We start from the raw sequence: 12,650 nt of genomic DNA, 5'->3' as shown, positions 1-12,650 counted from the left end.
TTTCTTAATGCAAACTCAATAAAATTTTATATACCTTGGAGGGGAAAGATGAGAATCGTATGGTTTGCATTCATCCTGTTATTCTTGGTAACCGGTTGTCATATTCAAGAATCAACACCTCAAACGATTAGTGATACAGTGACTCCTTATTACGTTAGTGAAATGAAAGATGTGCCTGAAGATACCATACTAATAGAAAACTTAATTGATGAGATGGATCAGGGGACATTTGAGTATCATTCAGGTGAATGGGGATGAAATCACAATTCCTCAGGAACATTATTTTGTTATAGGCGATAATTGGTGGCGAAGTGTCGATAGTTTCAAATTTGGCCCGATTCATAAAAAGGATATCATAGGTACAGTTATTGGATACAAAAAGTAAACTCTCGTGCAATGTTGACACTTTTGTGTCATTAGACATCCCTCCACCCGCGTAGCGGGTGGTTTTGTTTCACGCACTCAACTGGCTAAAGCCTAAAACAAAATCATCTGATCACGTTGGCCAGCTGCTTTATTGGTTTTATTAAGCTATCGTTACCTTTGTTTCCTTTTCAAACTAACCTGCCCGTTAGCTTAATGAAATTGCATGGAAACATAGTTAGATAGATACTTATCTAATCGGTAATTGGACTATGTTCTTGTCCTTTACGGCAATCGGTACAAGTTTTTGTCCTTGGCTCGGGACAAGAATTTGTACCGATAAAACAAAAAATCCGCTATTTTAGCGACTTTCAATGGGACTATGTTCTTGTCCCCCGACAACAATTGGTTTTGATGATTACATAGTTTAGTTTGTTATTGGAACAAAGCTTTTATCGCTTTTATTCCAATCTCAAGAGAACGATTCCTCTTCTCGCGGATTTGCGTCAGATCGATTTCGGCCCAAATGTCACGGTACATCAGCGTATCTCCAGCACCGAACGGGTTGTTCTTTGACCGTTGCGCTCTTCCTGCCATCCGCATCTAGACCGATGAACGAAACGCCATATTTAATAGGTGTTCCGAAATATATGGTAACTGCATGATTAACATCTTTTTCGCCTCCTGAGATCGTACATATAGGTTGTTTAAGGATTCGTAATTAAGCTTAAACCGAGGATCGTCCAGCTCCTATCGATCAAACTTACGCAAAACTAACAACCTTGTAAAACTACAACATCCTACTCTAAGCCATCCTGTCCGATGTAAAGGGCTTCGTAAAAAAAAGCGCGATGGGCTCGATAATTTCATCTTACCAAGCCCATCGGCGCTTTTTTTTCGCTGCTTATCACTACATCCTAACTTTTCTATACGGATTTTCTTTCGAATTTCTTACAGGACCTATTAATTTCTTATTCAACCCTTAATTCCAGATAACGTAACACCCTTGACGATATACTTTTGGAAAATAATAAAGATGATAATGATCGGGATCGAAGCATACGCATTCACCGTCATTGGCAAGGTTTCGTCCTGGTTATATGAGCTCATAAAAAACGGGATACCGATGGGAAGCGTAAACAAATCCTCCGATTGAATTGCCAGAAACGGCCACAAAAAATCATTCCAAGTGCCTAGGAAAGAAAAGATCATCAAGGTAGCCAGCACCGGTTTGGATAATGGAATAAAAATGTTCCACCACACCCGAAATAAACTGCAACCGTCTATTTTCGCAGCTTCCACCAGCTCATTCGGCATCCCGTCGAAAAATTGCTTCATGATTAGTACACCAAGCGGTCCAGCGAGACCCGGCAAAATGAGGGCAGCATAGGAATCCAGAATCCCTAAGCTGTTAGCTACCATATACAAAGAAACAATCGTCGCTTCGCCGGGAATCATCATTCCACTGAGAATAAGCCAGAAAGCTAACTTCTTATAACTGAAATCGATCCGCGATAAAGCAAATGCGGCGAGTGAAGCCATGGCCAAGCTGAGTACAGGTACAATAACAGCGATGGTTAAGCTGTTCATGGTCCATTTGATCACCGGCGCATTCTCAAAAATATAAGCGTAGTTTTCGAACGAAAACGGCGGCAGGAAACGGTCCATCAGATCGCCCATCGCACTACCCTGCGGTTTTAGAGATGTGAATATCATGTAGATCACCGGAACGACAAAGATAGTTGCCAAACCGTAAGCTAAGATGTGCAGCAGTATTTTTGGACCCGTCCACCGTTTGGAGCCAGCGAAATCACCCATTTCCTCATCACCTCAATCACTTTTTTTACCGAAAATTTTAAACTGCAAGAATGAAAGTACCGTCAGAAAGACAAAGAAAATAAATGACATCGAGGTTGATAATCCAAGATCGTTGGCGGTAAAGCCGGTTTCATAAATGTATTGAATCATCGTCCGTGTTTCATTCCCTGGCCCGCCGCGGGTAACCAGCCATACCTGGCCGAATACTTTAAACGACGCTATTACTTGAAGTACCGTAATCAGTACGAGAAGGCCTCGCATCGCAGGCAATGTGATAAATTTGAGTCTTTGCCAAGCGTTGGCTCCATCCAATGTCGCTGCCTCGTAATGTTCAGCAGGAATATCCTGCAGCCCCGCGAGTAGCACGATCATGTTAAAGCCCTGTGTCCACCAAAGTGTAATCATCACGATGGAAATCCAGGCAAGCTGCGGTTCATTCAACCAGAAAATTTCGGATTCCGGGCTGAGAATCCCGAGATTATGCAGCACCGTGTTCACTAAGCCTGAATAAGGCGCTAGAAGAAATATCCAGACAAAGCTGACCACCGCTACGGACAATACATTTGGCATGAAAAACACAGTTCTCAGAAAGGTCTTTCCTTTTACCTTTGAATCAAGAATTAAGGCAAGCAGGAAAGGCGTTACGATCATAAATGGGGTGGAGATTAAGGCGAAGTAGGTCGTATTCCAAAGAGAAGCCCAGAAATCCGAATCTTTCAGTGCATAGAGGTAATTTTGAAGGCCGACAAAGCCTTCTTTGCCAATCAGCGTCCAATCATGAAAGCTGACGAACAGTCCGTAGAAAATCGGCACAATCGAAAAGAGAATAAAGAAAAAAAAATACGGGGCAAGAAAACCGGTTGCCAGCAATTCGTTCTGCAGCTTTCTTTTTCGCTTGCCTATGGACATATCAACCAGACTAGGATCTTTTACCGTTACCGGATTCATGATTCAACCTCCCATAGTGCATCGGAGTTACACCCTCGGTAACTCCGATGCAAATGCAACAGCCTATCGTTTCAGAAGCTTTTCCATGCTTTGTACCGCTGCGTCCAGTCCTTTATCGACAGGTGCTTTACCAGACCAGATCGTATCTAATGCCTGCACAAGCTGGTCTTTTGCCGGCCACATTTTTGGAGATCTTGGCAAATATACACCATCGTTGCCTGCCTGCAAATAATCCTGGCGATAAGGCAAATTTTTGAACGCTTCTGACTCGACAGCCGTTGTGGAAGGAGGAATATGCCCGGCCTTGGACCATTCAGCTGCGTTGTCTGTCACCCATTTTGCAAACGTGATCGATGCTTTTACCTTGTTTTCGTCCTGTCCTTTTTTCTGGACCGGCAAAATAAAGTTGTGTGAATCAATCCAGGTTGCAGGCTTATCATAAATTTGCGGGAAAGGAATAGCTCCAAATTCCAGTCCTTTTGTTCCTTCCAGTGTGCTCGTAAACCAGACCCCTGTTGGCATCAAGGCACCCTTCCCCGCTTGGAATGTCTCGCCGATTTTAGGAAGGTTTCTTGGTATCAAGCCGCTCTCAAACCAGTTGCTAATATATTCTGCAGCCTGTTTGCCCTGCAGATTATTTAACGTCACCTTTTGGCCGGATTCATCAAACAGGCCCTCTCCTCCAAGCTGGTTGTAAAGCGCCCACCAGATCCGGTAAGGATCCTCGCCTGTAGAGCCGAGCAGCATATTCACATTACCTTTGGGAACGCCGTCTTTGATTTTTTGCAGAAAGCTGTTGAAGCCTTCCGGACCGGGTTCAATGATTGGCTTTTCATTTTCGTTCAGCAAATTCAACTCACGCAATATTTTTTTGTTGTAATACAGGATGAGCGGATGAGCATCCAGCGGCAAGGCATATTGCTGATCGTTAAATAACGTTGCGTTTACCATGTTTGCATTGAATCCGCTTAGATCAATGCCCATCGAATCGATATATGGATCTAATGGCTCTATGATTTTCAGTTCTACCAACTCGCTTAATTTGGACGTATGGGATACCGCAAGATCAGGCGCATTGCCACCTGCGACTGCGGTTTGCAGCTTGGTATAAAACTGGCCCCAATCCTGTGTCAATGCCTTCACTTCGATTTTGCCTTTATGTTCATCGTTAAATTTTTTCACCAGTTCGTTCATAATGACGCCGTCACCTCCGCCGAACATGTTCCAGTAGGTGATGGTGACTTTCTCACCGGGAGCGGTTTCCGGCTCTTTTGAAGCGTTTTCATTTCCGATGTCGGTTTTACCTTCATTGCCTAATGAGCATGCACTTAACACGAATGACATAACAAGCAGCATCCCTAATGCGACTTTATAGAGCTTGGAAGTTTTCATAAAAATCCCCCTTATAAAGTGATATAACTAAACAAAATTCCGCTTACATTCTTCGTTGGTTAAGTGTTCTCGTTACCGCTCTCCTCTCCCTCTTAATTATTGGATTTAGCAACAACTGGTAAAGATAAACCAAACTTTAAACAATCTAAATCCATTCGTCAATACTTTTTTATCATTTTTTTAATTAAAACAAAACATTTGTAATGAATGAATTTATAACCTTCAAACCTACATCAAAATAATAAAAAAGAGGCTTCCCTGTACAGGAAAAGCCCCTTGATCCGACCCGTTTCGACTGGTTTTACAAACATCAACAGCATTTTCAAATCGGACTATACATGTCGGTTATACAATCCTTGGGATGCTATGATTCAATAGATGATTCTCATTATGATATCTTGATCATAATCACCAAACTGCTTGCCGAAAATATTGATGCCTCCAATATGCTCTGCATCCGGCTTGATCCCGATTCGTAAACTAATCAACTTATTCTCGAGCAGACTAAGATCATCTAGCTTCACCTCAGAAACAGCAACGTCGTCGAGGAAGCTCCCTGAGTTATCAACTTTCCAGGTTTTCAGCAGCCCGTATTGCGTATGACTATCGGGTAGCCATGGCGGGTTCAGCTTTCCCCTGCGGTCCCCAAAGTCACCAGGAGAAGTCCATGTTCCGATTTCGACATCATTGATCCAAATCGTAATATCAGACGGCCAGTTATGATCGTAAAGAAATGTTTCTGAACATAACTCCATCGAAAACTGAATGGATTTAATGTCTACGTCTCTCTCTGAAAACAGAGGAAATTTATATTCTACATATCCGCGGGAAAACCAGATCAGTTGTGCAGAAATTCGGCTTGGATGAAAAAAGTAGGCCGGCTCGTCCGGCGGTTGAACCATTCCGGATTCGGTGATCAAGCCGCATGTCGAATGGATTTCGCAATCCGTATAACAGCCAACGGGCATCTCAATCTGGTGCAGATTGGTCGGACTGTAGATTCCGTTGGTTAATTTCAAACTCATACGTATATCATCAAACGTTCGTGTGCAAACCTTCATTGTGCCTCTGGATGCGGGCAGTACCTCTGTCGCGATAATGCCCGCATTTTCCATAATCCGAACATTGAAGGCGACCGTTGATACAGGCAGATCTAATTTTTCAGCAATATCGACAATATTTTCCTGTCTATGATTCAAAAGCTTTAGAATGTTTATCCGGACTTCCGAAGCTAATGCATGTGCCACTTTTCTCAGTCGTTCCGCTTCATCGATTGACAACTCCAACATTTTGCGCTTTTCCCCCTATTACGAGTTTTATCTACATTGCTGGTTATCATTATACGTTACAACCATATCTCCGTAACTCCCTAAGATCAACAGCTGTGATATACGTAGGCCCTTTACTGCAGTTGTTATATTTTCAGGTGTAGACACTGCTCAGATCGCTATGACATACGCCGGTCACTTCTAGTTCTCTCCGACCGTCTGTGGACAAGGTGCCAAATAGCCAATCCAACACCAATTGTTTACGGTGCGAAGTGACCGTCATCGAGAGCCTCTCCTGAATATATCTGGCCTCAATTCGATCCGCAGCTTCCTTGGAAAGTTCTATCTCAATTCGCCAGAACCTCTTCCAACTTATCGATATCGACTGGCTTCAGTAAATAATCAAAAGCTCCGTGACGGATCACTTGCTGTGCGTAATAAAACAAATTATAAGCACTTAGCATAACTACTTTTGGTTTATAATCACCCTTTGAAAGATGGGAGAGTAGCGTAAGCCCGTCCATATTCGGCATACGAATATCGGTTATTCTGACATCTGGTCGATTGATCTGAGCTACTTCAAGTCCTTTTAAGCCGTCCTTCGCGATAATTACCTGCGCATGGGAACGAGTTGATCGAATCATACCGGCCATACCCCTGCAATGTCTTGGTTCATCATCGACTATCAAAATCTTCATTCCACGTTCCCCCGTTTATGATGTAATATGAAATGCGATTCTTCCAATATTCAGCTCAGACTTAATAATGCCCTCAGATCCGTTTTTGATAATAAGTATACGGTGACTATCGCTTGCTATAAACAAAAAAATCAATCAACGTCTTATAAGACTAGTACAAACACAACTTGACGGTCTTCCAATCACCTAGCCTCACTTCAAATATTAATTACTTATCTTGAGCAGACAAAAGTGTTTGTGCAACATTAAAGATTTGAGAGCCAAAGTGCCCATAAACTGGATTTCTGGAATGCACCCCAAACGTACGCGGCAGCTTCAAGGATAAACCCGGATGAACAGATATGTCCTCCGACAATGGAGGATTGTTTGTGTCATTGTCGGAGGACAAGAACATGTTCGTTAAAGGGACAAGAACTTGTACCCTTTGCCGTAACTTGCCCTTTTCCCTCATAGATTTCTTCCATCATTGTTTTAATAAAAAATAAAAACCCGTTGGAATTAAACATCAACGGGTTTTAAAAATACAATTTTTTAACATATAGATCAACCGATTTTTGGAGTTGTATATTCTCATCATCTGGTTTGCTCATGACTAACATTGCAATTTTCTGAGGTGTAAATGATAACATAGATTGGATTGCTTCTTTGCTTAGTTCATCTTGATACGGACAATTGTATTGGATAACTGATTGTTCTGATTGTTCTGAAGCTAAATGGTAAAATTCAACGGAAATTAAGGAGCCATTTTCCTTCTGGGTGTATTTAAAAGCTATGTTAGGAAAACACAAATCCTTCATTTTTTCGATATCGTTCCAGCGAGGAACACTAGTTTCTTGACTTTTCTTCCCTGCTATACTCAACCACGCCTTAAAGAAATTGTTACTAAACTTAGTCACTATTTTTTCAAGTACCCAGAATAAACTCTTAGGATGGATACCTCCCGATACACTTATTTGATGTCTGACAATTTGGTCTGCAAAGTACTCCAAAAGATCCCTTATAATTAATGGTGATCTATAAAAAGAGTTATGCTCCATCGTTCTGCACAGATTATCACTGTAGAAATATTCTTCCTTTAGGAGAGACTTTCTCCAGAAAACATAAGCATATGCATAGGGACATATGATGGGGAATTCAGCAAACTTATCCGCTTTTTTGAGCTCCTTCAGCTGAGAAATACAATGTATATGATCAAGCAATATACTTTTGAGCAATCCCTCTTCTACTTATTTGAAAGCATCGGAACAGTCAATATAAATCTCATTTTCGAGAATTGTTTTTACTGTGTTGGTACTAAACTGGGTTTGATTTTTTGTCTGTTTTCCCATCTCGTTCAGTTGCGTTGCAATCTTCTTATATCCTTTGAAGAAGCGACAGTCTAGATTTGACTCATGCCCTAGTCTGCCGCTCCGCTGTTTGAAGCAATAAAGTTCCTAACTCAGGAATTGTATGTGCCGAACCAGCCCCAGAAGGTCCTTGTTCTTCGTCTCACTCTCCTCGAGCGCATCCAAGATACGTCCGTCCGCCCAGTATAGGTGGTCCATCACTTGTTCGTCTTCATTTCGGTTTCCCCTTCTTCGTCTCATCGATTACTTGAACCTAATGCTACCCTTTAGTTGAGCGTGGACGATATCGAACAAATTTCTGCCCTCGATACGCGGGAAAGTCTTTTCTTATCGTATCACGATCCGGAAAGATATATATCCTTGTCACCCGATATCTATTTCGCTTAAATATGGCAAAAGTGAGGGAATTGTTCAATAACGAAGTTCACTGTGGAAAATAACCCAGTTCTAAAGGAGATACTCTTTTGGCCTTCAATTGCTTCCCTGCCTGTTCAGAGGCACCCGTTCGGTCTTCGACCGGATAGTTCTGACAATTTGTCCCCTGTTCCAGCTTCAGATCGATAAAATCCACGACCTGCTGCAACAAATGAATCTGTTGCACGATATGTTCGCGGTGCCGCCTCATGAAGTCAACCAACTCGGGATAATCGGCGGATCCCCAGTCGGCAGACACCTGTAAAAAAGGTTTCATTTTCTCCAGCGGCATCCCCGTCTTCTTCAGGAAACCTATAAGCTTGAGGGTCTCGATATCCTTCTCCCGGTAGATCCGGTGACCATTCACTTTCCTTTCCATCCGCGGCAGCAATGAAATTTTTTCATAATATCGGATGGTATCCTCGGAAATGCCGGTTTGCTCGGCAGTTTGCTTGATACTGAATGCTGCGTCTTGATCCAAACCCATACTCATAACGATATTCCCCCTTCGTATTGTTGGGCCGGAGCCCCTATTGTTCAGAACATCGTGTTTAACGCCATTATATAACCTGGAGTCAACTCCAGGTCAAGCAACTTGAGGGGTTCTAATAAATTTGAATTGGTCCTCTTGACTTGGAGCCGACTCCAATATTTAAACTGTTTCCTATCGGCAGGAACACCATTCTGCCCACTCAATGGGAGGCGATAACATGCAAAGCAATAAAAGTGAACACGTTGCGATGATTACGGGAGCAAACTCAGGAATCGGGCTGGAGTTGGCTAGAAAACTGCTTGCTAAGGGCTGGCAGGTCATTGCTCTAAACCGCTCTGAGGTGCCGACTGAGGATGTGGAACTGCAAAAAGTCATTAGCTCCGAACAATTAAGGATTTACAAGGTTGCCGATCTTACCGATTATGATAGTTTGCGGCTTGCGCTGCAGAAACTTCATAATAACGAGCCGTATATCGACGTCATCTTCAATAATGCCGGCCAGAGCTTTCCTGAGCTTACCTATTCCAGGCAAGGCCGGGAGACCCACTATGAGCTGATGACCGTCGTACCTTACATCATTTTGATGGAGCTCAAGGACTTGCTGCTGAAGGGACGCCTCAAGACAGTCATTAATACCTCGTCTTCCGCGTTAAACATGAGAAAATCGTTTAATCTCGAGCTGCTTGAGCGCCCGCAAAAATTCCGCAAAGTCGTTGGACCTTACGCTGCTTCCAAGCTGGCGCTTTCGCTATGGACGGAGGCCATAGCTCCTTCCCTTGCTAATGAGGGAATACTTATCCGCAGCGTTGATCCAGGAGTCAACAATACGGTGCGTAAAGGCCAAAAATCCGGTCTGCCCATCTGGATGAAGTCATTTATGCGCTTCTCCTCGCCCCCAACGCATGGGGCCGGTTTACTGTTTGACAGCGCCGTAGGGGAACATCGGAGCAAGACAGGCGTATTTCTTATCAAAGGAAAGATTCAATCGCTCCCCTTCAGAGAGTCTGCTCCGCAACTACTAAAACGCCTGGAAGAGATTTATCGCCAGCAATTTAAACAAGAGGCCAGAATTGAGGCCAACGCTAGAGCGTAAGCACCATATGCCAGATGGATGCCCGCTTTGTCGGGCTCGTGCCCGTTAGTTTAGCGAGCTCCTATACCGGATAAACCAAGGGAGGAAGAGTAGAATGGAAAACAATCCAGTAAGTAAATACGCAGGCAAGAAAGTAGTGATCACGGGAGGTAGCAGCGGGTTCGGCCTCGCGACGGCGATGCTGCTAGCGGATGAAGGAGCACGCGTTCTGATCACCGGGCGTACCCAGGCTAAGCTCGACTCGGCTTGTGAAAAACTTGGCAACAACGCGGTCGCAGTGCTGAGCGACGCCGCGTCGTTGACGGATATCGACGAGTTGGCCGACCGGGTCAAGGCAGAGTTCGGCACGATCGATGCCCTGTTCGTTAACGCCGGCATCTCGCGCTACGTCCCCTTTGAGTCGATGACCGAAGAAGTGTACGACGAGTTACTTACAATTAACGCCAAAGGTCCGTACTTCGCCGTGCAGAAACTCGCCCCATTGCTAAGCGCAGGAAGCGGCGTGGTACTCACCACCTCTATCTCGAACGTATTGGGTATCCCGATGATCAGTGCGTACGCGGCCAGTAAAGCATCGCTACGCTCTATGACTCGCAGTCTGGCCCGCGAGCTGTTGCCGCGGAAGATTCGCGTCAACGCGGTCAGCCCCGGCCCCATCGATACCGGCAGCTTGGAGAGGTCGATGCCGAAGGAAGCTGCAGATCAGACCAAGGCGCAGATTAGACAGCAGATCCCAATGCTGCGATTCGGCGACCCCCTCGAGGTTGCCAAAGCAGTCGCATTCCTTGCGTTCGACGCCACTTACACAACCGGGGCCGAGCTCCCCGTAGACGGAGGTGGCTCTCAGATCTAAGATAATGTCCAAGCTCTCTACTGGCTAAACATTCTTTATCTGATAAACGAAGGTAAGGAAAAATATGCGTGTTTTCGTAACGCCCTTGATGACCTGGACAGCCTTCAAAGCGGCGCCGCCGTTGAGAAGGCGTCAGTCACCTGGCGCTCAATGACAATGGCAGCTTCTCGGAATTAGCCGGCTCGCTCGCAATCGATCTTCACGCGTCGAGACGATGGGGCAGCGTACGGGGGCTAGAGCAGCCGTTCGTGATCACCAATTACGTGAACGGGGCGGCATCGGAGGTCGCGGCGTTGGCTGGCGCTGGCTAGAGTGCGATCATCGGTCGTCAGTCTCGCACCGTCCGTGCACGGCGAGGGCTACATGAGCTTCGTGCGGAGACTGATCAACATCGCCCACGATAAGGGCGTCTCGGCCTAAGTAAAAAACATTATTTTCCAAAACAAAATCGAGGTTATCGAAATGGAGAATTTAGATACGTCGAGCAAACATGGCGGCGATGTCATCCTGACCTATCGTAGCCAAGCAGAAGAAGCAAAGTCTGTCGTTGCTGAGATCGAAGCTCTGGGGCGTAAAGCAGTCGCTCTACAACTCGATGTTGGGGATACTTCAGCTTTGCGGCCTTTGCTGAGACAGTCCGTTCGGCCCTGCAGTCTACTTGGGATAGCACCACTTTCAATCATCTGGTGAACAATGCCGGCCACGGAGAAATGATCGGCAGTTGAGTTGGTTTCTATAAAAGGATGTACGACAAATAGGAGCACACGCCAACGCTATGCCCCTTCTCTGCTGTTTTCCTGACTTGATCCTCTTTTCCGTTCCGTACTCATGACATAGTGAACCTCCTTACTGAAATCACGTATGTATTCGCCGTTGTATCCCACCATCCTGCCCATTAGTTGGACAAAGGCAGCCGATCTCGTAAACGGCTGCCTTCTTTTGTCTTCTATTAAACTAACGTTTCCCGTTAGTTTAATCCTTAGGTAAAGTAATGCTCTTAACGGTACATTTGAACAAACCACATTTTAAACCAATGCTTCTCGTAAAAACCAATTATTTTTTGCCACTGCTTAGTCGCAGAATATACAACAAACCGAGTTATGCCATTACCTTCTGCGGCTTCAAGAAGCTTATCCACCATCACGTGGCCTATATTTCCACTTCGATACTCAGGGCGAACATATACCTCATCTACCTCTAGATAATGCTCTCCCTGCTCGATTACAGCTAACCCGTCGCTTATATGTACACTACCAGTTATATAGCCTACAATTTCCGAGTTGATTTCTGCAACCCAGAAGTAATCCCCATATTGTTCCTCAACAACTCTTCGGTATTAGCCCCCAAACCGTAAGTGATACATTCTGAGACCTATATTTCAGACAGGTTAGCCACATCCGAAAGGTCCGTTTCATTTGCTTTTCTTACAGTAAACATTTATATCACCACCATTTATTATTTTTTATAAGTAGTTCAATTGTTAATAGTCAAAATCCTTGTCAAAGATTACTGCCCTTATTCGTTAGCTGATGCCATTATGCTAATAACCTGCCCGTTCGCTGAATAGGCTGCCGGTAATGCCGGCAGCTGTCTTTTCGTGTGTTGTTCAACTAACGTATCCCGTTAGCTTTACGGGCTGCCGATCACCTCACCACTTTCCCCTCAATTTTATCTGTGGGTAATGGGCCGAACAATTTGCTATCATTGCTGCGTAACCAATCATCGCCTACAAGATAAGCACTGTCTTCGGGGATCTTGATTTCCTCCATGCTCAGTTGTTGAAAATAATCCACATTGTTTTCAATGTTTTTTCGTATGTAATCTTCTAAGTCAACACGCTCTAAAGCTTTTTTCAAACTATCGAGATCAGCACCGAGTCGATGTGCTCTTCCGTAAAAAACATCAAGTAATTTCCCGTTAATATAGATCTGTCCTTTTTCAATCTTCACTTTTTCGCCAGGTAA

Annotated in this window: 15 protein-coding genes and 2 pseudogenes; 4 read left to right on the top strand and 13 right to left on the bottom strand. The window is 44.4% G+C overall.

Annotation, left to right across the window (positions count from 1 at the left end):
- Positions 1–48: 48 nt before the first annotated feature.
- The gene (locus PLA01S_RS28855) at positions 49–258 is read left to right on the top strand and encodes a hypothetical protein (RefSeq protein ID WP_127595465.1); all 210 of its coding nucleotides are present in this window, start codon (positions 49–51) and stop codon (positions 256–258) included.
- The gene (locus PLA01S_RS33125; RefSeq protein WP_371860469.1) at positions 209–385 is read left to right on the top strand and encodes a S26 family signal peptidase; all 177 of its coding nucleotides are present in this window, start codon (positions 209–211) and stop codon (positions 383–385) included. The genes PLA01S_RS28855 and PLA01S_RS33125 overlap by 50 nt, the downstream gene beginning before the upstream one ends.
- A 413-nt stretch (positions 386–798) precedes the next feature.
- On the opposite strand, the gene PLA01S_RS32190 is transcribed toward PLA01S_RS33125, so the two are convergent.
- From PLA01S_RS32190 to PLA01S_RS28815, 11 genes and pseudogenes are all read right to left on the bottom strand, one after another.
- Entirely contained in the window at positions 799–960 is a 162-nt protein-coding gene (locus PLA01S_RS32190; protein WP_164817538.1) for a hypothetical protein, read from the bottom strand.
- 378 nt (positions 961–1,338) lie between these two features.
- Positions 1,339–2,181 (bottom strand): carbohydrate ABC transporter permease, encoded by an 843-nt coding sequence (locus PLA01S_RS28850; protein ID WP_127595462.1) that lies wholly within the window; start codon positions 2,179–2,181, stop codon positions 1,339–1,341.
- 12 nt (positions 2,182–2,193) lie between these two features.
- Positions 2,194–3,129 (bottom strand): carbohydrate ABC transporter permease, encoded by a 936-nt coding sequence (locus tag PLA01S_RS28845; RefSeq protein WP_127595459.1) that lies wholly within the window; start codon positions 3,127–3,129, stop codon positions 2,194–2,196.
- Between the two features lie 63 nt (positions 3,130–3,192).
- The gene (locus tag PLA01S_RS28840) at positions 3,193–4,521 is read right to left on the bottom strand and encodes an ABC transporter substrate-binding protein (RefSeq protein WP_127595456.1); all 1,329 of its coding nucleotides are present in this window, start codon (positions 4,519–4,521) and stop codon (positions 3,193–3,195) included.
- A 371-nt stretch (positions 4,522–4,892) separates the two neighbouring features.
- Entirely contained in the window at positions 4,893–5,810 is a 918-nt protein-coding gene (locus tag PLA01S_RS28835; protein ID WP_127595453.1) for an ArsR/SmtB family transcription factor, read from the bottom strand.
- Positions 5,811–5,943: 133 nt separating this feature from the next.
- Positions 5,944–6,072 (bottom strand): hypothetical protein, encoded by a 129-nt coding sequence (locus PLA01S_RS32920; RefSeq protein ID WP_272868175.1) that lies wholly within the window; start codon positions 6,070–6,072, stop codon positions 5,944–5,946.
- Between the two features lie 64 nt (positions 6,073–6,136).
- Complete coding sequence (locus tag PLA01S_RS28830) at positions 6,137–6,487, bottom strand: response regulator (protein WP_127595450.1); 351 nt, start codon at positions 6,485–6,487, stop codon at positions 6,137–6,139.
- Positions 6,488–7,002: 515 nt separating this feature from the next.
- Entirely contained in the window at positions 7,003–7,701 is a 699-nt protein-coding gene (locus PLA01S_RS28825; protein ID WP_127595447.1) for a hypothetical protein, read from the bottom strand.
- 12 nt (positions 7,702–7,713) lie between these two features.
- Positions 7,714–7,839 (bottom strand): annotated as a pseudogene (locus PLA01S_RS28820) (recombinase family protein); the annotation flags it as partial.
- A gap of 81 nt (positions 7,840–7,920) precedes the next feature.
- Positions 7,921–8,073, bottom strand: coding sequence for a hypothetical protein (locus PLA01S_RS32185; RefSeq protein ID WP_164817537.1), 153 nt, complete (start codon positions 8,071–8,073; stop codon positions 7,921–7,923).
- 184 nt (positions 8,074–8,257) lie between these two features.
- Positions 8,258–8,740: a MerR family transcriptional regulator gene (locus tag PLA01S_RS28815; RefSeq protein ID WP_246059907.1), complete on the bottom strand. Its 483-nt coding sequence runs from the start codon at positions 8,738–8,740 to the stop codon at positions 8,258–8,260.
- Between the two features lie 217 nt (positions 8,741–8,957).
- Between PLA01S_RS28815 and PLA01S_RS28810 the strand changes: the two genes are divergently transcribed.
- Positions 8,958–9,833: an SDR family NAD(P)-dependent oxidoreductase gene (locus PLA01S_RS28810; protein ID WP_127595442.1), complete on the top strand. Its 876-nt coding sequence runs from the start codon at positions 8,958–8,960 to the stop codon at positions 9,831–9,833.
- A 94-nt stretch (positions 9,834–9,927) separates the two neighbouring features.
- Positions 9,928–10,686, top strand: coding sequence for an SDR family oxidoreductase (locus PLA01S_RS28805; RefSeq protein WP_127595439.1), 759 nt, complete (start codon positions 9,928–9,930; stop codon positions 10,684–10,686).
- Between the two features lie 997 nt (positions 10,687–11,683).
- Here the strand turns inward: PLA01S_RS28805 and PLA01S_RS33120 are convergent.
- Both PLA01S_RS33120 and PLA01S_RS32180 read right to left on the bottom strand, forming a co-directional pair.
- A pseudogene (locus PLA01S_RS33120) lies at positions 11,684–11,989 on the bottom strand (GNAT family N-acetyltransferase); the annotation flags it as partial.
- A gap of 340 nt (positions 11,990–12,329) precedes the next feature.
- Positions 12,330–12,650, bottom strand: a 321-nt coding sequence (locus PLA01S_RS32180; protein WP_218033672.1) for a S26 family signal peptidase, incomplete at its 5' end; no start/stop codon positions are given.

It is taken from the genome of Paenibacillus lautus NBRC 15380, from assembly GCF_004000945.1.
Lineage (GTDB): Bacteria > Bacillota > Bacilli > Paenibacillales > Paenibacillaceae > Paenibacillus_AQ > Paenibacillus_AQ lautus.
The sequence above is the reverse complement of the archived record's forward strand: the minus strand, read 5'-3'. Positions and strand labels throughout refer to the sequence as shown.

What these genes read in the sequence shown, in the direction of transcription:
- PLA01S_RS28855 (WP_127595465.1), top strand. Translation starts at nt 49, where the DNA reads ATGAGAATCGTATGGTTTGCATTCATCCTGTTATTCTTGGTAACCGGT.
- PLA01S_RS33125 (WP_371860469.1), top strand. Translation starts at nt 209, where the DNA reads ATGAGATGGATCAGGGGACATTTGAGTATCATTCAGGTGAATGGGGAT.
- PLA01S_RS32190 (WP_164817538.1), bottom strand. Translation starts at nt 960, where the DNA reads ATGGCAGGAAGAGCGCAACGGTCAAAGAACAACCCGTTCGGTGCTGGA.
- PLA01S_RS28850 (WP_127595462.1), bottom strand. Translation starts at nt 2,181, where the DNA reads ATGGGTGATTTCGCTGGCTCCAAACGGTGGACGGGTCCAAAAATACTG.
- PLA01S_RS28845 (WP_127595459.1), bottom strand. Translation starts at nt 3,129, where the DNA reads ATGAATCCGGTAACGGTAAAAGATCCTAGTCTGGTTGATATGTCCATA.
- PLA01S_RS28840 (WP_127595456.1), bottom strand. Translation starts at nt 4,521, where the DNA reads ATGAAAACTTCCAAGCTCTATAAAGTCGCATTAGGGATGCTGCTTGTT.
- PLA01S_RS28835 (WP_127595453.1), bottom strand. Translation starts at nt 5,810, where the DNA reads ATGTTGGAGTTGTCAATCGATGAAGCGGAACGACTGAGAAAAGTGGCA.
- PLA01S_RS32920 (WP_272868175.1), bottom strand. Translation starts at nt 6,072, where the DNA reads ATGACGGTCACTTCGCACCGTAAACAATTGGTGTTGGATTGGCTATTT.
- PLA01S_RS28830 (WP_127595450.1), bottom strand. Translation starts at nt 6,487, where the DNA reads ATGAAGATTTTGATAGTCGATGATGAACCAAGACATTGCAGGGGTATG.
- PLA01S_RS32185 (WP_164817537.1), bottom strand. Translation starts at nt 8,073, where the DNA reads ATGAGACGAAGAAGGGGAAACCGAAATGAAGACGAACAAGTGATGGAC.
- PLA01S_RS28815 (WP_246059907.1), bottom strand. Translation starts at nt 8,740, where the DNA reads ATGAGTATGGGTTTGGATCAAGACGCAGCATTCAGTATCAAGCAAACT.
- PLA01S_RS28810 (WP_127595442.1), top strand. Translation starts at nt 8,958, where the DNA reads ATGCAAAGCAATAAAAGTGAACACGTTGCGATGATTACGGGAGCAAAC.
- PLA01S_RS28805 (WP_127595439.1), top strand. Translation starts at nt 9,928, where the DNA reads ATGGAAAACAATCCAGTAAGTAAATACGCAGGCAAGAAAGTAGTGATC.